18 protein-coding genes are annotated in these 19401 nt (G+C 72.6%); 12 read left to right on the forward strand and 6 right to left on the reverse strand.

The window, feature by feature from the left end; genetic code table 11:
• Positions 1 to 112: 112 nt before the first annotated feature.
• Positions 113 to 1339 (reverse strand): acyl-CoA dehydrogenase family protein, encoded by a 1227-nt coding sequence (locus AOQ37_RS22525; RefSeq protein ID WP_062646403.1) that lies wholly within the window; start codon positions 1337 to 1339, stop codon positions 113 to 115.
• Positions 1340 to 1516: 177 nt separating this feature from the next.
• On the opposite strand from AOQ37_RS22525, the gene AOQ37_RS22530 reads away from it, so the two are divergent.
• Positions 1517 to 2158: a TetR/AcrR family transcriptional regulator gene (locus tag AOQ37_RS22530; RefSeq protein WP_020131608.1), complete on the forward strand. Its 642-nt coding sequence runs from the start codon at positions 1517 to 1519 to the stop codon at positions 2156 to 2158.
• A 109-nt stretch (positions 2159 to 2267) separates the two neighbouring features.
• On the opposite strand, the gene def is transcribed toward AOQ37_RS22530, so the two are convergent.
• A complete protein-coding gene (gene def, locus AOQ37_RS22535; protein WP_062646404.1) occupies positions 2268 to 2825 on the reverse strand; it encodes a peptide deformylase in 558 nt (185 codons plus the stop codon).
• A 158-nt stretch (positions 2826 to 2983) separates the two neighbouring features.
• Between def and AOQ37_RS22540 the strand changes: the two genes are divergently transcribed.
• The 5 genes from AOQ37_RS22540 to AOQ37_RS22560 all read left to right on the forward strand — a co-directional run bounded on the left by AOQ37_RS22540 (position 2984) and on the right by AOQ37_RS22560 (position 7521).
• A complete protein-coding gene (locus AOQ37_RS22540; protein ID WP_062646405.1) occupies positions 2984 to 4222 on the forward strand; it encodes a MurT ligase domain-containing protein in 1239 nt (412 codons plus the stop codon).
• Positions 4223 to 4239: 17 nt separating this feature from the next.
• On the forward strand, positions 4240 to 4968 hold the full coding sequence (locus AOQ37_RS22545; protein WP_062646406.1) for a type 1 glutamine amidotransferase: 729 nt from the start codon (positions 4240 to 4242) through the stop codon (positions 4966 to 4968).
• Between the two features lie 216 nt (positions 4969 to 5184).
• A complete protein-coding gene (locus AOQ37_RS22550) occupies positions 5185 to 6210 on the forward strand; it encodes a 6-phosphofructokinase (RefSeq protein ID WP_062646407.1) in 1026 nt (341 codons plus the stop codon).
• 117 nt (positions 6211 to 6327) lie between these two features.
• On the forward strand, positions 6328 to 7278 hold the full coding sequence (locus AOQ37_RS22555; protein ID WP_062646408.1) for a cytochrome c oxidase assembly protein: 951 nt from the start codon (positions 6328 to 6330) through the stop codon (positions 7276 to 7278).
• A gap of 60 nt (positions 7279 to 7338) precedes the next feature.
• The gene (locus AOQ37_RS22560) at positions 7339 to 7521 is read left to right on the forward strand and encodes a hypothetical protein (protein WP_062646409.1); all 183 of its coding nucleotides are present in this window, start codon (positions 7339 to 7341) and stop codon (positions 7519 to 7521) included.
• On the opposite strand, the gene AOQ37_RS22565 is transcribed toward AOQ37_RS22560, so the two are convergent.
• From AOQ37_RS22565 to AOQ37_RS22580, 4 genes are read right to left on the reverse strand one after another with little or no spacing between them, the layout of a single operon-like run.
• Complete coding sequence (locus AOQ37_RS22565; protein ID WP_062646410.1) at positions 7490 to 8713, reverse strand: sensor histidine kinase; 1224 nt, start codon at positions 8711 to 8713, stop codon at positions 7490 to 7492. The genes AOQ37_RS22560 and AOQ37_RS22565 overlap by 32 nt on opposite strands.
• On the reverse strand, positions 8710 to 10440 hold the full coding sequence (locus AOQ37_RS22570; protein ID WP_062646411.1) for a sodium/solute symporter: 1731 nt from the start codon (positions 10438 to 10440) through the stop codon (positions 8710 to 8712). The genes AOQ37_RS22565 and AOQ37_RS22570 overlap by 4 nt, the downstream gene beginning before the upstream one ends.
• Positions 10437 to 10805, reverse strand: a complete 369-nt coding sequence (locus tag AOQ37_RS22575) for a hypothetical protein (RefSeq protein ID WP_374701537.1) — start codon at positions 10803 to 10805, stop codon at positions 10437 to 10439. The genes AOQ37_RS22570 and AOQ37_RS22575 overlap by 4 nt, the downstream gene beginning before the upstream one ends.
• Positions 10802 to 11566 (reverse strand): LytR/AlgR family response regulator transcription factor, encoded by a 765-nt coding sequence (locus AOQ37_RS22580; protein ID WP_062646413.1) that lies wholly within the window; start codon positions 11564 to 11566, stop codon positions 10802 to 10804. The genes AOQ37_RS22575 and AOQ37_RS22580 overlap by 4 nt, the downstream gene beginning before the upstream one ends.
• A gap of 78 nt (positions 11567 to 11644) precedes the next feature.
• Between AOQ37_RS22580 and AOQ37_RS22585 the strand changes: the two genes are divergently transcribed.
• The 6 genes from AOQ37_RS22585 (at position 11645) to AOQ37_RS22610 (ending at position 19366) form a co-directional block, all read left to right on the forward strand.
• The gene (locus tag AOQ37_RS22585; protein WP_062646414.1) at positions 11645 to 12130 is read left to right on the forward strand and encodes an Lrp/AsnC family transcriptional regulator; all 486 of its coding nucleotides are present in this window, start codon (positions 11645 to 11647) and stop codon (positions 12128 to 12130) included.
• A 163-nt stretch (positions 12131 to 12293) separates the two neighbouring features.
• Positions 12294 to 13106 carry a dimethylargininase gene (gene ddaH, locus AOQ37_RS22590; RefSeq protein WP_062646415.1) on the forward strand — a complete coding sequence of 271 codons (813 nt, stop codon included), beginning with the start codon at positions 12294 to 12296 and terminating at the stop codon, positions 13104 to 13106.
• Complete coding sequence (gene rocD / locus AOQ37_RS22595) at positions 13103 to 14332, forward strand: ornithine--oxo-acid transaminase (protein ID WP_062646416.1); 1230 nt, start codon at positions 13103 to 13105, stop codon at positions 14330 to 14332. The genes ddaH and rocD overlap by 4 nt, the downstream gene beginning before the upstream one ends.
• Positions 14333 to 14477: 145 nt before the next feature.
• Positions 14478 to 16943, forward strand: a complete 2466-nt coding sequence (locus AOQ37_RS22600) for a SpoIIE family protein phosphatase (protein ID WP_062646417.1) — start codon at positions 14478 to 14480, stop codon at positions 16941 to 16943.
• 81 nt (positions 16944 to 17024) lie between these two features.
• Entirely contained in the window at positions 17025 to 18278 is a 1254-nt protein-coding gene (locus AOQ37_RS22605) for a PP2C family protein-serine/threonine phosphatase (RefSeq protein ID WP_062646418.1), read from the forward strand.
• Between the two features lie 353 nt (positions 18279 to 18631).
• Entirely contained in the window at positions 18632 to 19366 is a 735-nt protein-coding gene (locus AOQ37_RS22610; protein ID WP_062646419.1) for a lysophospholipid acyltransferase family protein, read from the forward strand.
• Positions 19367 to 19401: the final 35 nt, after the last annotated feature.

Raw genomic sequence — 19401 nt, forward strand, 5'->3', positions numbered from 1 at the left:
TTCCGTTGAAGAGTGAATCATCCCTTGTGCGAGGTCAAGTGGGGAGTCCTGGAACACCGGCGGCCCTCCGGGGGTCCTCCCGGAGGGCCGGAACACGCCGCCGTCCGGCGCTTCAGCGGATCGGCATCCCCGACAGGGTGCGGGCGATCACCAGGCGCTGGATCTCGCTGGTTCCCTCGAAGATCGTGTAGATGGCCGCGTCGCGGTGCATGCGCTCCACCGGGTACTCCCTGGTGTAGCCGTTGCCGCCGAGGATCTGGATCGCCTGCGCGGTGACCGTCTTCGCCGTCTCGCTGGCGTACAGCTTCGACATCGAGCCCTCGGCGGCGGTGAACGGCTTGCCGTTGACCGCCATCCAGGACGCGCGCCAGACCAGCAGCCGGGCCGCGTCGATCTGCGTGCGCATGTCCGCGAGCTGGAAGGCGACGCCCTGGTTGTCGATGATCGGGCGGCCGAACTGCTCACGGGTCTTGGCGTAGTCGAGGGCCACCTCGTACGCGGCGCGGGCCGTGCCGACGGCCATGGCGCCGACCGCCGGCCGCGAGGCCTCGAAGGTCGCCATCGCCGCGTTCTTCACCCGCTCGCCACCGGTCCTCGCCCGCTCGCGGGCCCGCGCCAGCCGCTCGTCCAGCTTCTCCTTGCCGCCGAGGAGGCAGGAGCCGGGGATCCGCACGTTGTCGAGGATCACCTCGGCGGTGTGCGAGGCGCGGATGCCGTGCTTCTTGAACTTCTGGCCCTGGGCGAGGCCCGGGGTGCCCGGCGGGACGATGAAGGAGGCGTGCCCCTTCGAACCGAGCTCGGCGTCCACGGCCGCGACGACCACGTGGACGTTGGCGATGCCGCCGTTGGTCGCCCAGGTCTTGGTGCCGTTGAGCACCCACTCGTCCTTGGCCTCGTCGTAGACGGCCCGCGTCCGCAGCGAGGCGACGTCGGAGCCCGCGTCGGGCTCGGAGGAGCAGAAGGCGGCCACCTTCACGTCACTGGCGTCGCCGTACATCTGCGGGATCCAGGTGCCGATCTGCTCCTCGGTCCCGTTGGCGAGCACGCCGACGGCGGCGAGGCCGGTGCCCACGATCGACAGGGCGATGCCCGCGTCGCCCCAGAACAGCTCCTCCATGGCCATCGGGATACCGAGGCCGGTGGGGTCGAAGTACTGCTGCGCGTAGAAGTCGAGCGAGTAGATCCCGACCTTCGCGGCCTCCTGGATGACCGGCCAGGGAGTCTCCTCACGCTCGTCCCATTCGGCGGCCGCGGGGCGGATGACGTCGGCCGCGAAGCCGTGCAGCCAGTCCCGGACCTCCTTCTGTTCGTCGTTGAGCTCCATGGTGAACTCGGCCATGTCCCCTCCAGGGCGGAACGTGCGTGTTACTAGCGGTAACGCGAGTCTGTTACCGGTCGGTAGGAAAAGTCAACTCCTGCTCACGGCCCGGGAGCCGCCCGGCCCGTTCGATGTCAGGCTGCTGCCAGGTGTTAGTTTGCGCAGGCGTCACCGAATCAGCACGGGTGGGGAGAGCTCATGGACACCACACAGCGGACCGAGCAGCAGCGGTCCGCCGACCGCCGAAGGCGCGAGCTGCTGGAGGCCGCCGACCGGGTGGTGCTGCGCGACGGCCCGCAGGCCTCGATGAACGCGATCGCGGCGGAGGCGGGCATCACCAAACCGATCCTCTACCGGCACTTCGGTGACAAGGGCGGACTCTACGCCGCGCTCGCCAAACGGCACACGGACGCGCTGCTGGACTCGCTGCGGGCCGCGCTGGACGCGCCCGCCGAGCGGCGCGAACGGGTGGAGGCCACGCTGGACACCTACCTCGCGGCGATCGAGGCCCGGCCCCAGGTCTACCGGTTCCTGATGCACCCCTCGGACGGGTCGCCCGGCGAGCAGGGTTTCGACGTGGGCAAGCACTCGGCGCCGCTGCTCCGGCGGATGGGCGAGGAGCTGGCCCAGGTCATCGAGGACCGGGTGGACCTCGGACCCGGGAGTCAGCAGCTGGCCCGGGTGTGGGGACACGGGATCGTCGGCATGATGCACGCGGCCGGGGACTGGTGGCTGGGCGAGCGGCCCTGCACCCGTGCGGAGCTGGTGCGGAGCCTGGCCGATCTGCTGTGGGGCCGCCTCGCGGCGGCAGGGGACAAGCTCGGCGGCCCCGGGTTCTGACCCCCGCCCGCCGGGCCCGGAAGTCTCCGCCCCTCGCCTGCCGGGCGGAAGACGCACGCGGCCGCTCCCGCCACCCCGCGCGGCCGCCCGGGGACACCGCCCCGCGGGCTCAGGCGGCCGGACCGGCCGTCCGGCTCCAGGAGGCCCGTGCGGCCCTGCGCGAGAGCCTCCTCCCGCGCCAGCCGGTCACGCGGTCCGCGTACACCGTGCCCTCCAGGTGGTCCGCCTCGTGCTGCAAGCATCTGGCAAAGAATCCCGTGCCGTGCACGGTGACCGGCTCGCCCGTCACCGTGAACCCCTCGACCACCGCGTGGTCGTGACGCTCCGTCCCCGCCTCCAGGCCCGGCAGCGACAGACAGCCCTCCGGGCCGCGCAGGACGATGCCGTCCGCCCGTACCAGCCGGGGGTTCACCACATGGCCCAGGTGACGGACGTCCTCGTCGTCGGGGCAGTCGTAGACGAAGACCCTCAGCGGCACGCCCACCTGGTTCGCGGCGAGTCCCACACCCTGGGCCGCGTACATCGTGGCGAACATGTCCTCGACGAGCCGGGCGAGTTCGGGGCCGAAGTCGGTGACGTCCTCGCACCGGGTGTGCAGGACGGGGTCACCGAGCAGGGAGAGGGGCCGGACGCGCCCGCGGGCGCCCGGGATGGAGCCGTGTCGCATGATGGCAAGGGTACGGTCCTTTCTGACACGCGCATGCCGCTCACGGGCGTGAGGTGGTGCCGGGATTCGGGAGTGCGAATGGATCTCGATAGGCTGACCACTCACCACGTTGCCGTACGGCAGAGGCGCGGCGCGTACGCAAGGAGGATCGAGAACTGATGGCAGGCAACTCGGACCCGCTCACGCCGCGGGCCAAGATCGCCGTGACCGCCGGCAAAGCGGTCGCGGCGGCGTCGCGCGCCGCGGGGCGCGGCAGCGGTTCGGTGATCGGCGGCCGGGTGGCGCTCAAGCTCGACCCCGACCTTCTCGCCCGGCTCGCCCAGAACCTGGACGTCATCCTCGTCTCGGCGACCAACGGCAAGACCACCACCACCCGGCTGATCGCCGAGGCCCTGCGCGCCGCCGGGCCGGTCGTGTCCAACGCGCTCGGCGCCAACATGCCGGCCGGCATCACCTCGGCCCTCGCGGGCGGGTCGGAGGCGAAGTACGGCGTCATCGAGGTCGACGAGAAGTACCTCGCGGGTGTGGCCCGGGACACCTCCCCCAAGTGCATCGCGCTGCTCAACCTCTCCCGCGACCAGCTGGACCGCGCGGCCGAGACCCGCATGCTCGCGGAGAACTGGCGCGAGGGGCTCGCCGGTTCCAAGGCGGTCGTGGTCGCGAACGCCGACGACCCGCTCGTGGTGTGGGCCGCGTCCTCCTCCCCCAACGTGATCTGGGTCGCCGCCGGGCAGATGTGGAAGGACGACGCCTGGTCGTGCCCGTCCTGCGGCGGTGTGATGCAGCGGCCCGGCGACGACTGGTTCTGCGGCGAGTGCGGATTCCGGCGTCCGACGCCGAGCTGGGCGCTGTCCGGGGACCACGTCCTCGACCCGCACGGGTCGGCCTGGCCGATCCACCTCCAGCTGCCGGGCCGCGCCAACAAGGCCAACGCCGCCTCCTCGGCCGCCGTGGCCGCCGTCTTCGGGGTGCCGCCGCAGGTGGCGCTGGAGCGGATGTACGCGGTGCAGGCCGTCGCCGGGCGCTACGACGTCGTCCAGTTCCAGGGGCGTGACCTGCGGCTGCTGCTCGCGAAGAACCCGGCGGGCTGGCTCGAGACCTTCAGCCTGATCGATCCGCCGCCCACCCCGGTGATCCTCTCGGTGAACGCGCGCGGGGCCGACGGCACCGACACCTCCTGGCTGTGGGACGTCGACTACACGCGTCTGACCGGCCACCCGATCTTCGTCGTGGGTGACCGCAAGCTGGACCTCGCGGTGCGCCTGGAGGTCGCCAACCAGCACTTCCAGGTGTGCGAGAACCTCGACCAGGCCGTGCAGCAGGCGCCGCCGGGCCGGATCGAGGTCATCGCGAACTACACCGCGTTCCAGGACCTGCGCCGCCGCGTCGGCAACTGACCCCGAAGGACGTTTCCATGAGCGACAACCAACTGCGGCTGGTGTGGATCTACCCGGACCTGCTGAGCACCTACGGCGACCAGGGCAACGCCCTCGTCGTGGAGCGCCGCGCGCGGCAGCGCGGTCTCGACGTGGCGCGTCTCGACGTGCGCAGCGACCAGCCGATCCCGACCTCCGGCGACATCTACCTCATCGGGGGCGGCGAGGACCGTCCGCAGCGGCTCGCGGCGGAGCGACTGCGCCGGGACGGGCACCTGTACCAGGCGGTGCAGAACGGCGCGATCGTCTTCGCGGTGTGTGCCGGCTACCAGATCCTGGGCCACGAGTTCGTGAACGACCTCGGCCAGCGTGAGCCCGGTCTCGGTCTGCTGGACGTGACGACGACGCGCGGCGAGGGCGAGCGGTGCGTCGGCGACGTCCTCGGGGACATCGACCCGCGGCTCGGTCTGCCCCCGCTGACCGGCTTCGAGAACCACCAGGGCGTCACCCACCTCGGTCCGACCGCCCGTCCGCTCGCCCGCGTCTCGCTCGGCAAGGGCAACGGCACCGGCGACGGCACCGAGGGCGCGTACAACGACACCGTGTTCGGCACCTACATGCACGGCCCCGTGCTCGCCCGCAACCCGCTGATCGCGGACCTGCTGCTGAAGCTGGCCCTCGACGTGAACGCGCTGCCGCCGATCGACGACCACTGGTACGAGGCGCTCCGCAACGAGCGCATCAGCGCCGCTCAGCAGCCCGCGTAGGCACGGTGGTGCGGCCGTCCGGACGACCGTGTGTTCACCTGATGGTCAGGGTGACGTCAGCAGCCCGTCTGACGGTGCATCCGCACAGGTGAGCAGGCACGTCCAGCAGGCGGACGCATGCTTCGGCCCCGCCCCCTCCTGCCGCTAGGGTGGCGGGGATTCGAGCCGGACAGTGTGGTCCGGACCGGCCCACACTGGAGAAGGTTGTTTCGGGCTATGCGCATTGGTGTCCTCACGTCCGGCGGCGACTGCCCCGGCCTGAACGCCGTCATCCGGTCCGTCGTGCACCGCGCCGTGGCCGACCACGGCGACGAGGTCATCGGCTTCCGGGACGGCTGGAAGGGCCTCCTGGAGTGCGACTACCTCAAGCTCGACCTCGACGCGGTGGGCGGCATCCTCGCCCGCGGCGGCACGATCCTCGGCTCCTCCCGGGTCCAGCCCTCGCATCTGCGGGACGGCGTGGAGCGGGCCCGGGGCCATGTCGCGGAACTCGGCCTCGACGCGATCATCCCCATCGGGGGTGAGGGCACGCTCAAGGCGGCCAAGCTGATGTACGACAGCGGGCTGCCCATCGTGGGCGTGCCGAAGACCATCGACAACGACATCGCCGTCACCGACGTCACCTTCGGCTTCGACACCGCGGTCGGTGTCGCGACCGACGCGCTGGACCGGCTGAAGACCACCGCCGAGTCCCACCAGCGGGTGCTCGTCGTCGAGGTCATGGGACGGCACACCGGCTGGATAGCTCTTCAGTCCGGGATGGCGGCCGGCGCCCACGCCATCGTCGTACCGGAACGGCCCTTCGACATCGAGGAGCTGGCCCGCCGGGTCGGCGAGCGGTTCGAGGCGGGCAAGCGGTTCGCGATCGTCGTCGCGGCGGAGGGCGCGAAGCCCAAGGCCGGCAGCATGGCCTTCGACGAGGGCGCGAAGGACATCTACGGGCACGAGCGGTTCGCCGGGATCGCCCGGCAGCTCTCCATCGAGCTGGAGTCCCGGCTCGGCAAGGAGGCCCGGCCGGTCATCCTGGGCCATGTGCAGCGCGGCGGCACGCCGACGGCGTACGACCGGGTGCTCGCCACGCGGTTCGGCTGGCACGCGGTGGAGGCGGTGCACCGGGGCGAGTTCGGCAAGATGACGGCCCTGCGGGGGACGGACATCGTGATGGCGCCGCTGGCGGACGCGGTCGCGACGCTGAAGACGGTTCCCGAGGACCGGTACGCGGAGGCGGAGACGGTGCTCTAGCCGTCCGGCGGGCTCGGGTCCCGCGGGTCGCCCCCGGTGACGGAGGTCGCCGGGGGCTTCTCTACTCTTGTGGGCGGCAGGAAACGTACAACCCCCCACGAATCAGGAGCCGGCGGCATGGGACACAGCGGGCACGGCATGACCATGGATCTGCCGCCGTTCACGCTGGGGCGGGGCCTTCAGTGGTCGGCGGACCCGTTCTTCCTCGTCGGCTGCCTGGTGGGGCTGGGGCTGTACGGGTGGGGTGTCCTGCGGCTGCGGCGGCGCGGGGACGCGTGGCCGGTGGGGCGGACCGTGTCGTTCGTCGTCGGGGTGCTGACCATCGGGCTCGTGATGTGCACCCGGCTGAACGACTACGGCATGGTCATGTTCAGCGTGCACATGGTGCAGCACATGGTGATCAGCATGCTGTCGCCGATCCTGATCCTGCTGGGCGCGCCCATGACGCTGGCGCTGCGCGCGCTGCCGGCCGCCGGGCGGGGCCGCAAGGGGCCGCGGGAGCTGCTGCTGATGCTGCTGCACAGCCGCTACCTGCGGATCATCACGCATCCCGCGTTCACCATCCCGCTGTTCATCGCGAGCCTGTACGCGCTGTACTTCACGCCGATCTTCGACTTCCTGATGGGCTCCAGGGCGGGGCACCTCGCGATGATGGTGCACTTCCTCGCCGTGGGCGTGGTGTTCTTCTGGCCGATCATCGGGGTGGACCCGGGTCCGAACCGGCCCGGCTATCTGATGCGGATGCTGGAGCTGTTCGCGGGGATGCCGTTCCACGCGTTCTTCGGCATCGCGCTGATGATGGCGTCGCAGCCGATGGTGGGCACGTTCGAGAACCCGCCCGCCTCGCTCGGCATCGACGCGCTCTCCGACCAGAACGCGGCCGGCGGCATCGCCTGGGCGTTCAGCGAGATCCCGTCCGTGCTGGTGCTGATCGCGTTGCTGTTCCAGTGGTACGGCTCCGAGCAGCGGCAGGCCCGGCGCAAGGACCGGGCCGCGGACCGCGACGGCGACCAGGAGCTGGAGGCGTACAACGCCTATCTTGCGTCGCTCGACGCACACGGGCGCTGAACCCGGGGCACCATGGAGGGGACGCGCCCTGCGGAGGGCGGCCCCGAGGAAGGTGTCGCGATGGCAGGTACCACGGACAGTTCGACGAAGACCATGGGGGTGCTCACCGTCGGCGGACTCGTCGCGGTGACCGCCTACACGGTGGCGCTCGGCAGCAACGGCTGGCTGTGGTTCGGCTGGGTCGTGCTGGGACTGATCACGCTCGCCATGATCATGACGCGGACCGGCCCTGGCCGCCGGTGAGGCGGGCCGCCGAGTGGACGCCCGGCTGGTACTTCGGCAGCCGGGCGGTGATCTTCATCCCCGCCCCCAGGGCCGTCTCGATGACCAGGCCGTGGTCGTCGCCGTACACCTGGCGGAGCCGGTCGTCCACGTTGGACAGTCCGATGCCTCCGGAGGGGCTCGCCTCGCCGGCCAGGATGCGGCGCAGCGCGACCGGGTCCATGCCGGCGCCGTCGTCCTCGATGACGACCAGGGCCTCGGCGCCGGCGTCCTGCGCGGTGATCTGGATGTGGCATTTGTCGGCCTTGCCCTCCAGGCCGTGTTTGACGGCGTTCTCGACGAGCGGCTGGAGACAGAGGAAGGGCAGCGCCACCGGGAGGACCTCGGGGGCTATCTGGAGGGTGACGGCGAGGCGGTCGCCGAAGCGGGCCCGGACCAGCGCCAGGTAGTGGTCGATGGCGTGCAGTTCGTCGGCGAGGGTGGTGAAGTCGCCGTGCCTGCGGAACGAGTAGCGGGTGAAGTCGGCGAACTCCAGGAGCAGCTCGCGGGCGCGTTCGGGGTCGGTGCGGACGAACGACGCGATCACCGCGAGCGAGTTGAAGACGAAGTGCGGACTGATCTGGGCACGCAGGGCCTTGATCTCCGCCTCGATCAGTTTCGTGCGGGACTGGTCGAGGTCCGCCAGTTCCAGCTGGACGCTCACCCAGCGGGCCACCTCCCCGGCCGCCCGGACCAGGACGGCCGACTCACGGGGCGCGCAGGCCACCAGGACGCCGTGCACCCGGTCGTCGACGGTGAGCGGGGCCAGCACGGCCCAGCCGACGGGGCAGTCGGCGTGCTCGCAACTGAGCCGGAACGCCTCGCCGCGCCCGCTCTCCAGGGGGCCGGCCAGCCGTTCCATGATCTCGGCGCGGTGATGTGACCCCACGCCGTCCCAGACCAGCACCCGCGACTCGTCGGTCAGGCACAGCGCGTCCGTGCCGAGCAGGGTGCGCAGTCTGCGGGCCGATCTGCGGGCCGTCTCCTCGGTGAGGCCCGCCCTGAGCGGCGGCGCGGCGAGCGAGGCGGTGTGCAGGGTCTCGAAGGTGGCGTGCTCGACGGGGGTGCCCAGGCCGCCGAGGTTCTCCGGGCGGGCGGTGCGGCGGCCCAGCCAGAAGCCCGCGGCGAGGAAGGGCAGGATCGCGATGCAGACGCCCGCGAGGAAACCGCTCATGCCTTCGCCTCCGCCGCCCGCAGCTCGTGCGTGCTCAGCTCCTCGGGCAGGTGGAACCGGGCCAGGATGGCCGCCGTGCCGGGCGGGACCCGCCCCGGGGTGGCCAGGGACACCAGGATCATGGTGAGGAAGCCGAGCGGTACGGACCACAGCGCGGGCCAGGCGAGCAGCGCGTGCAGGCCGCCCGTGCCGGGGAAGCCCGCCATGGTGGCGGCGACGGCGACGAACGCCGAACCGCCGCCCACGAGCATCCCGGCGGCCGCGCCGGGCGGGGTCAGCCGTCGCCACCAGATGCCGAGGACCAGCAGCGGGCAGAAGGAGGACGCCGACACCGCGAAGGCGAGCCCGACCGCGTCGGCCACCGGCAGCCCGCCCACCAGCAGGCTCGCGGCGAGGGGTACGGCCATGGCGAGCCCGGTGCCGAGCCGGAAGTGCCGCACGCCCCGGCTCGGCAGGACGTCCTGGGTGAGCACGCCGGCGACCGCCATCGTCAGCCCGGAGGCCGTGGACAGGAAGGCGGCGAAGGCTCCCCCGGCGACCAGTGCGCCCAGCAGGTCGCCGCCGAGGCCGCCGATCACCCGGTCGGGCAGCAGCAGGACGGCCGCGTCGGCGTCGCCGCCGAGGGCCAGCTCCGGGGCGTAGAGGCGGCCCAGGGCGCCGTAGACGGGCGGCAGCAGGTAGAAGGCGCCGATCAGGGCGAGGACGGCGACCGTGGTGCGGCGGGCGGCGACGCCGTGCGGGCTGGTGTAGAAGCGGACGACGACGTGCGGCAGGCCCATCGTGCCGAGGAAGGTCGCGAGGATCAGGCCGTAGGTGGCGTAGAGGGGGCGCTCCTCCCGGCCGGCCGCGAGCGAGGTGGACATGCCGCCGTTGCTGCCGCGCTCGGCGACCGGGACGGCGGTGCCCTCGGCGAAGGTGAGGCGGGTGCCCCGGGCGATGTGGTGGGTGCCGACGGGGAGCCGGAGCACGGTGTCCCGGTGCGGGCGGCCGTCGATGGTGCCGTCCACCGTCACGGTCAGCGGGCGGTCCAGCCGGAGGTCGAGGGTGGCGTCGACCCGGACGACGCGCTGCTCGCGGAAGGTGGCCGGTTCGGCGAAGGCGTCCCGGGGCGCGCCGTCGCCCTGCCAGGCGAGGACCAGGAAGAGGGCGGGGACGAGCAGGGCGGTGAGCTTGAGCCAGTACTGGAAGGCCTGCACGAAGGTGATGCTGCGCATACCGCCCGCGGCGACGGTCGCGGTGACGACGACCGCGACGATCAGCCCTCCGAGCGAGTCGGGGGCGCCGGTCAGGACGGTCAACGTCAGCCCCGCGCCCTGGAGTTGGGGCAGCAGATAAAGCCAGCCGACGCCGACGACGAAGGCGCCCGCGAGCCGCCGGGACGACTGGGAGGCGAGGCGGGCCTCGGCGAAGTCGGGGAGCGTGTAGGCGCCGGAGCGGCGCAGCGGGGCGGCGACGAAGAGCAGCAGCACCAGGTAGCCGGCGGTGTAACCGACCGGGTACCAGAGCATGTCCGGCCCCTGGACCAGGACCAGGCCCGCGATGCCGAGGAAGGAGGCGGCGGAGAGGTACTCGCCGCTGATGGCGGCCGCGTTCAGGCGCGGGCCGACGGTGCGGGAGGCGACGTAGAAGTCGGAGGTGGTGCGGGAGATGCGCAGGCCGAAGGCGCCGACGAGGACGGTCGCGACGACGACGAGCGCGACGGCGGGGACGGCGAAGGCCGAGTTCATCGGTCCTCGACCAGCCGGACGAAGTCCCGCTCGTTGCGTTCGGCGCGGCGCACGTACCAGCGGGCGAGCAGGACGAGCGGGGCGTAGAGGCAGAAGCCGAGGACGGCCCATTCGAGGCGGCGGGAGTCGGGCATCGCCGCGAAGAGCAGCGGCAGCGGGCCCACGAGCAGCGTGAGCACGGCGAACACCGCGAGGGCGGCGCGCAGTTGGGAGCGCATCAGGGAGCGGACGTAGGTGTGGCCGAGGGTGGTCTGCTCGTCGATCTCGGTCCGCGGACGGTAGTAGCCGGAGGCGCGGCCGGTACGGCGGGCGGGTCCGGTGACGACGACCCGCCGCTCGGCGGGGTCCTGGTGGGGCACGGTCAGGGCCTCCGCATCAGCAGGTCGCGCAGTTCGCGGGTGTGGCGGCGGCTGACCTGGAGTTCCTCGCCGCCGACCAGGACGCTCACCGTGCCGGTGTCCAGACGGAGTTCGCCTATGTGGCGCAGGGCGACGAGATGACGGCGGTGGATGCGGACGAAGCCGCGGGCGCGCCAGCGCTCCTCCAGGGCGGACAGCGGGATGCGGACCAGGTGGCTGCCGCGTTCGGTGTGCAGCCGGGCGTAGTCGCCCTGGGCCTCGACGTGGGTGATGTCGTCGACGGCGACGAAGCGGGTCACCCCGCCGAGCTCGACGGGTATGTGGTCCGGGTCGGGCTCGTGCACGGGGATGCGCGGCGCTGCTCCGCGGCGTTCCGCGGCCCTGAGTTCGACGGCGCGGCGGACCGCCTCGGCGAGGCGTTCCTTGCGGACCGGTTTGAGGACGTAGTCGACGGCCTTGAGGTCGAAGGCCTGGACGGCGAAGTCCTCGTGGGCGGTGACGAACACGACCAGGGGCGGTCGCGCGAAGCCGGTGAGGAGGCGGGCGAGGTCGAGGCCGTCGAGGCCGGGCATCTGGATGTCCAGGAAGACCACGTCGATGGCCTCGGGGCCGTCGGGCCCCGATTCCAGGGCGCGGTTGATGCGGCGCAGCGCCTCGGTCGCGTCGCCCGCGCCCTCCACGGTGCCGATCCGGGGGTCCGCGGTGAGCAGGTACAGCAGCTCCTCCAGCGAGGGGCGTTCGTCGTCGACGGCGAGGGCGCGCAGCATGAAGGTGGAGTGTAGGGGCGATCGGCGCGGCTGGACATGTACCGGGGTGTGGACGTACGCGCTGGATACAGTGCCCGCATGAACAGCGTGCCCGTCCCCTTCGACGAACTCGACCGGAAGATCGTCACCGCTCTGATGGCGAACGCCAGGACGAGCTTCGCCGAGATCGGGACGGCCGTCGGGCTGTCCTCGACGGCCGTCAAGCGCCGGGTGGACCGGCTGCGGGAGACCGGGGTGATCACGGGCTTCACGGCGACCGTGCGGCCGTCGGCGCTGGGCTGGCGCACGGAGGCGTACGTGGAGGTGTACTGCGAGGGCGCCGCGCCCCCGAGGCGCCTCGCGGAGGTGGCGCGCAACCATCCGGAGATCACCGCGGCGATGACGGTGACGGGCGGGGCGGACGCGCTGCTGCATGTGCGGGCGCGGGACGTGGAGCACTTCGAGAACGTGCTGGAGCGCATCCGGGCCGAGCCCTTCATCCGCAAGACGATCAGCGTGATGGTGCTGTCCCATCTTCTGCCGGACAGCCCGGAGGCGGGCGCGAGCCAGCCCGCTCCCGAATAAACCTCCGTTGGCGCAGCGAACCTGCGTCCACCTGGCATATCACGCAGCATTCCTGCGTCGACACGCAATGCTTGTTCCTTGTCGGGCGTCCCCGTCAGTTCCTACCTTGGTGTCAACCCCCAGTCGACCCGCAGGGAAAAGGGAAAGGTGGAGGTACCTCTCAGTGACCGAGACCCGTGTGCGGCGCCCCCGGCGCTTCCTCGTCTGTGAGCCCAGACACTTCGCCGTGCAGTACGCGATCAACCCCTGGATGCGGCCCGGGAGCCCCGTCGACGTCGACCTCGCCCAGGAGCAGTGGCAGACGCTGATCAGCGCCTACCGGGCCCACGGCCACACCGTGGACACCGTGGAGCCGGCCCCCGGGCTCCCGGACATGGTGTTCGCCGCGAACTCGGCGGTCGTGGTGGCGGGCCGGGTCTTCGGCTCCCTGTTCCACGCCCCCGAGCGGCGGCCCGAGTCCGTGCACTACGACACCTGGTTCAAGGCGGCGGGCTACGACGTCCACCGGCCGGAGTCCGTCTGCGAGGGCGAGGGCGACCTGGTGTGGACGGGCCGGTACGTGCTGGCCGGCACCGGCTTCCGCACGACCCGGGAGGCGCACCGTGAGGTGCAGGAGTTCTTCGGCCATCCGGTGATCAGCCTGACCCTGGTGGATCCGCACTTCTACCACCTGGACACGGCGCTGTTCGTCCTCGACGACGACAACATCTCGTACTACCCGGAGGCGTTCTCCTCCGGCAGCCGTGAGGTGCTGGCCCGGCTGTATCCGGACGCGGTGCTCGCCACCCGCGAGGACGCCATGGTCTTCGGCCTGAACTCGGTCTCCGACGGGCGCCATGTGTTCATCGCGCCCCGCGCCGAGGCCCTCGCCTCCCGTCTCACCGAGCGCGGCTATGTCCCCGTCCCCGTCGACCTCTCGGAGTTCCAGAAGGCCGGCGGCGGCATCAAGTGCTGCACGCAGGAGATCCGTTCATGACCGCACCCGTCGTCCCGACGCGCACCTCCGCCGATCTGATCCGCGCCGAGGAGCCCGTCCTCGCGCACAACTACCATCCGCTGCCCGTGGTCGTCGCGAGCGCCGAGGGCGCCTGGGTGCGGGACGTCGAGGGCCGCCGCTACCTCGACATGCTGGCCGGCTACTCGGCGCTCAACTTCGGCCACCGGCATCCACTGCTGATCGAAGCGGCCCACCGCCAGCTGGACCGTCTCACCCTCACCTCCCGCGCCTTCCACAACGACCGGCTCGCCGGCTTCGCAGAGCGGCTCGCGGCGCTGACCGGCCTGGACATGGTCCTGCCGATGAACACGGGCGCGGAGGCGGTCGAGAGCGGCATCAAGGTGGCCCGCAAGTGGGCGTACGAGGTCAAGGGCGTGCCCGCCGACCGGGCGACGATCGTGGTGGCCGCCGACAACTTCCACGGCCGTACGACGACGATCGTGAGCTTCTCCACGGACGAGACGGCGCGGGCGGGCTTCGGGCCGTTCACCCCGGGCTTCCGGATCGTGCCGTACAACGACCTGGCGGCGCTGGAGGCGGCCGTCGACGAGACGACGGCGGCGGTGCTGATCGAGCCGATCCAGGGCGAGGCGGGGGTCGTCATCCCCGACGACGGCTATCTGGCCGGGGTGCGGGAGCTGACCCGCCGCGAGAACTGCCTGTTCGTCGCGGACGAGATCCAGTCCGGGCTCGGCCGGACCGGGCGCACGCTCGCCGTGGAGCACGAGGGGGTCGTTCCCGACGTGCTGCTGCTCGGCAAGGCGCTGGGCGGCGGGATCGTGCCGGTGTCGGCGGTGGTGGCCCGGCGGGAGGTGCTGTCGGTGCTGCGGCCGGGCGAGCACGGTTCGACGTTCGGCGGCAACCCGCTGGCCGCCGCGGTGGGCACGGCGGTGGTGGAACTGCTGGAGACGGGTGAGTTCCAGCGCCGGGCGACCGAGTTGGGCGCGGTCCTGCGGGACGGGCTGACCGGGCTGGTCGGCAAGGGCGTCGTCGGCTTCCGGGCGCGCGGGCTGTGGGCCGGTGTCGACGTCGACCCGGCGCTGGGCACCGGCCGCGAGGTGAGCGAGCGCCTCATGCGCGAGGGCGTCCTGGTCAAGGACACCCACGGCTCGACCATCCGGCTGGCGCCGCCGCTGACCATCACCGGCGAGGAACTGACCTCGGCGCTGGCCACCTTGGAGGGCGTGCTGAGGCGGGACTCCTGAGGGACGCGCCCCGCGCGGGGCGCGGACTCCCGGCCGCGCCGGCGCGCGGAACCCGTCTCCCGGGTGGCTCCGCCGCTGTCGTGCAGGCAGGGTGAGGATTGAGTCAGGAGGTGGTAGACCACTCTCAGCGACAGAGAGGTCGGCCGTGGGCACACACGACGAGGACGACGTCGCCCGCCGGTGGTTCGACGTGGCGGACACCGCCCCCCTGCTGCTGGACGCGCGGGGGGTGGTGACGAGCTGGACCAGGGACGCCGAGCGCCTGCTGGGATTTCCGGCCGCCGAGGCGGTGGGCGAGGGCCTGGCGGGGCTGCTCGCCCCCGAGGAAGCCGGACGGTTGCCGTACGTCCTGGAGCGGTGCCGTCGGGACGGCGGCTGGGCGGGGCTGCTGTCGGCCCGCCGCCGGGACGGGCGGCCGGTGCCGGTCATGGCGCGGATCACCTCGGCCGACGAGCCCGGCGGCAGCGCGCGCTGGCTGGTGCTGCTGAACGAGATGGCGGACGCACCGGGCTGGGACATGAGCCGCGCGGTGCTGGAGCAGATGATCGGAGGCTCCCCGATCGGCATCGCGATGGTCGACACCGACCTGCGTTGCGTGTGGTCGAACGCGGCCCTGGCCCAGTTCGGCGGCGGCCGGCCCGAGGACCGGCTGGGGATGCGGCTGGCCGAGGTCCAGCCGGGGCTGGACTCCGAGGCGATCGAGGCGCAGATGCGGCGGGTGCTGGCGACCGGCGAGCCCGTCCTCGGCTACGAGCTCGTGGGGCGGGTACGGGCGGCGCCGCACCGCGAGACGGCGCACATGCTGTCGTTCACGCGCCTGGAGGACGACCACGGCGACCCGATGGGCGTCTACTACACGGTCGTGGACATGACCGAGCGGCACCGGGCCCGGCAGCGGCTCGCGCTGCTCGACCGGGCCGGCCGGCGCATCGGTCGCAGTCTGGACATCGCCCGGACCGCCCAGGAGCTGGCGGACGTGTCGGTGCCGGGCTTCGCCGACCTCGTCACCGTGGACCTGCTGGAGCCGGTGCTGCGGGGCGCGGAGCCCTCGCCCGCCCAGGTCCCGGACGGTACGGACGGCTCCGTCACCCTGCGCAGGGCGGGCCGGCGGTCGGCCGGCGGTCCCGGGGACACGACGGGCACCCGCGAGGTCGTGCACCGGGCCGGCTCGCCCGCGGTGCGCTGTCTGGTCGGCGGGCGGCCCTGGCGGGTCGAGCGCCTCGACCCGCTGGACCCGCTCGATCCGTTCACCGCGCGGTGGGTCGCCGCAGTGCCCGCCGGGACCGAGCCGCCCAGCGCCCTGATCGTGCCGGTCCGGGCGCGTGGCGTCACCCTCGGCGTCGTCACCTTCCTGCGCCGGCACCGCAACGAGCCGTTCGGCGAGGACGATCTGGTCCTCGCCGAGGACCTGGTCTCCCGGGCGGCCGTCTGCGTGGACAACGCCCGTCGCTACACGCGCGAGCGGGACGCGGCCCTGGTGCTCCAGCGCAATCTGCTCCCCCGCCGGCTGCCCGAGCAGGACGCGGTCGAAGTGGCCGCCTGCTACCGGCCGGCCGACGAGCTGACCGGCCTCGGCGGCGACTGGTACGACCTGATCCCGCTGTCGGGGGCGCGGGTGGCGCTGGTGGTCGGCGAGGTGCCCGGGCACGGCATCGACGCCGCGGCGGCCATGGGGCGCCTGCGGACCGCCGTACGCACCCTCGCCGCCCTGGACCTGCCCCCGGAGGAGATCCTCGCGCACCTCGACGACCTGGTCACCCGCATGGACGACGAGGAAGGCGTGGCGGCCGAGACGGAGCCGCCGGAGCCGTGGACGGACGGGGCCCGGACGGTGGGCGCCGCCTGCGTGTACGTCGTCTACGACCCCGTCGACGGACGGTGTGTGATGGCCGCCGCCGGTCACCCCGCCCCGGCCGTCGTCCTGCCGGACGGCACCGTCACGTTCGTCGAGCTGCCCCAGGGGCCGCCGCTCGGCGTGGGCGGAACGCCGTTCGAGTCGGCCGAGGTGACCCTGCCGGAGGGCAGCACGCTGGCGCTGCACACGGACGGTCTGCTGGCCCGGGGCGAGCGGTGGGCGCTGGACACCGACCGGGAACGGCTGCGGCGGGCGCTGGAGCAGTCGGCGGACACGCTCGAGCTGCGCTGCGGGACGGTGATCGACGCCCTGGTCCCGGCGCGTCCGTACGACGACGTGGCCCTGCTGATGGCCCGGACCCGGCGGCTGCCCGCGGACCGGGTCGCGGACTGGGAGCTGCCCGCCGACCCGGCGGCGGTGGCCGAGGCCCGCAAGACGGCGAGCCGCCGGCTGGCGGAGTGGGGGCTCACGGAGCTGTCGTTCACCACCGAGCTGGTCGTGAGCGAGCTGGTCACCAACGCCATCCGGTACGCATCGGGACCGATCCGGCTGCGGCTGATCCGTGAGCGCACCCTGGTGTGCGAGGTCTTCGACGGCGGCACCACCGCGCCGCATCTGCGCCATCCGCGCGCCACCGACGAGGGCGGCCGGGGGCTGCTGCTGGTCTCGCAGGTCACGCAGCGGTGGGGCACCCGCTTTCTCCCCGAGGGCAAGATCATCTGGGCCGAGCAGTCCCTCACGGATCCCGACGGGTGACCGGCCGCACGCAGCGGCTCGCCCACCCATTCGTCGCATGACATGAGAAACTGGCGCAAGACCGGCGGATGGGGCGCGGCCATGAACGACACGGCGATCGACTACGCGGCGGTGTTCCAGGCGCTGCCGGGCGCGGTGGCGCTGCTGACGCCGGAGCTGGTGTACGCGGACGCCAACCGGGAGTTCCTGCGCGTGTCCGGCCGCAAACGCGAGCAGCTCATCGGCCGGCACCTCTTCGAGGTCTTCCCCGACAACTCCGGCGACGGGGCCGCGAACGGCATGCGCAACCTGGAGGCGTCGCTGCACCGCGTCCTGGACACCGGCGAGCGGGAGTCCATGGCGCTCCAGCGGTACGACGTGGAGTCGGTCGAGCGGCCCGGCGAGTGGGACGAGCGCTACTGGAGCCCCGTCAACGCCCCCGTCCACGGACCCGACGGCTCGGTGGTGCTGCTGGTGCACCGGGTCGAGGAGGTCACCGAGCTGATCCGGGCCCGCGGCCGTCGCGGGGCGGGCGGGAACGGGGCGCGCCACGGCATCCGGAGCCGCGTCCTGGAGGCCGAGCTGTACACCCGGGCCCGCGAGCTCCAGGAACTCAACGAGCGGCTGCGGCTGGCCCACGCCCGCGAGCGCGAGGTGGCCCTCGCCCTCCAGGAGGCGATGCTGCCGGCCGGCCGGCAGGTCGGACACCACCGGGCCGCGGTGCGCTACCGGCCGGCGGTCGGCGCGCTCAACGTGTGCGGGGACTGGTACGACCTGGTGGACCTCGTCGGCGGCAACCGCCTCGGCGTGTCGGTCGGCGACGTCGTCGGGCACGGGCTGGAGGCCGCCGGGGTGATGGGCCAGCTGCGCAGCGCGCTCAGCGCGACCTCCCGGGTCGCCGCGGGTCCGGCCGAGGCGCTGAACGTCCTCGGGCGGTACGCGCATGTGGTGGACGGCGCCGAATCGGCCACCGCGGTGACCACCTTCATCGACTTCGACCACCGCACCATCACCTACAGCAGCGCCGGGCACCCGCCGCCCGTGCTGGTGCACGCCGACGGCCGGGTGGAGTTCCTCGACCGGGCGACCGACCCCCCGCTCGACGCGCGGCCCACGCCGGTGCGCCGGCCCCAGGCCCGCACCTCCTACGACAGCGGTGCCACCCTCGCCCTGTACACCGACGGGCTGGTGGAACGGCGGCACGAGGACATCGACACGGGGCTCGCCCGCCTCGCCGACGCCCTCGCCCGCCACCGGAAGGCGGACCCCGAGCCCCTCGCCGACGCCGTCCTGCTGGAACTGCTGCCGCCCGGGGGCGCGACCGACGACACGGCGCTGGTGATCGTACGGCTGTGAGGACCACCGCCGGCGATGCCCGGCGTCCGGGGAGCGCGACGGCGGCATGAGCCGCGCCGTGAAGTCCGTTCATCGCCGGGGGAGTTCGGGGCCGGGGGTGCCGCTCGGCGGCCGCGGCATCAAGACCGGCAAGCCGGGGCACCCGTCCCGGGGGCTGCGTCCTCGGCGGAGGTGACAACCGCTACGGTTGCGGCAAGATCCGTGGAGATTCGACGAGAAAGCGTTCGCGCGCGCCCGCCCGGCGGCCGCGCGATCGCCGCCCGGCGCTCCCTGCGGCTTGCTGCGGACCGTCCGGGAGCAGCACCCTGGTCAGGCGGCCGACCCGCCGATCCGCCGGAGTGAGGAGCGACCCCTTGTTCTACTACGTGCTCAAGTACGTCTTGCTGGGCCCCCTGCTGAGACTGGTCTTCCGACCGCGGATCGAAGGCCTCGAGCACGTTCCGGACTCGGGTGCGGCCATCGTCGCGGGGAACCACCTGTCGTTCTCGGACCACTTCCTGATGCCCGCGATCCTCAAGCGCCGCATCACCTTCCTCGCGAAGGCCGAGTACTTCACGGGGCCCGGCATCAAGGGCCGGCTGACCGCGGCCTTCTTCCGCAGCGCGGGCCAGATCCCGGTGGACCGCTCCGGCAAGGAGGCCGGCCAGGCCGCCATCCGCGAGGGCCTCGGCGTGCTCGCCAAGGACGAACTGCTCGGCATCTACCCGGAGGGCACCCGCTCGCACGACGGCCGCCTGTACAAGGGCAAGGTCGGCGTGGCGGTGATGGCCCTCCGCGCTCAGGTCCCCGTCATCCCCTGCGCGATGATCGGCACCTTCGAGGCACAGCCGCCCGGCAAGGTGATCCCGACCCTGCACCCGGTGGTGATCCGCTTCGGTGAGCCGCTCGACTTCTCCCGCTACCTCGGTATGGAGAACGAGAAGGCGGTGCTGCGCGCGATCACCGACGAGATCATGTACGCGATCCTGACGCTGTCCGAGCAGGAGTACGTGGACCAGTACGCGGCCGTCGCCAAGGCGGAGGAGGCCGCGGCGAAGGCGGCCAGGGCGGAGAAGGAACGCAGGTTCCCCCGGCTGCCGTCACGTTGACGGACCGTCATCACTCGACGCCCCGTCAGGAAGAT

It is taken from the genome of Streptomyces maremycinicus (assembly GCF_001184025.1).
In the GTDB taxonomy this organism is placed as follows: domain Bacteria; phylum Actinomycetota; class Actinomycetes; order Streptomycetales; family Streptomycetaceae; genus Streptomyces; species Streptomyces maremycinicus.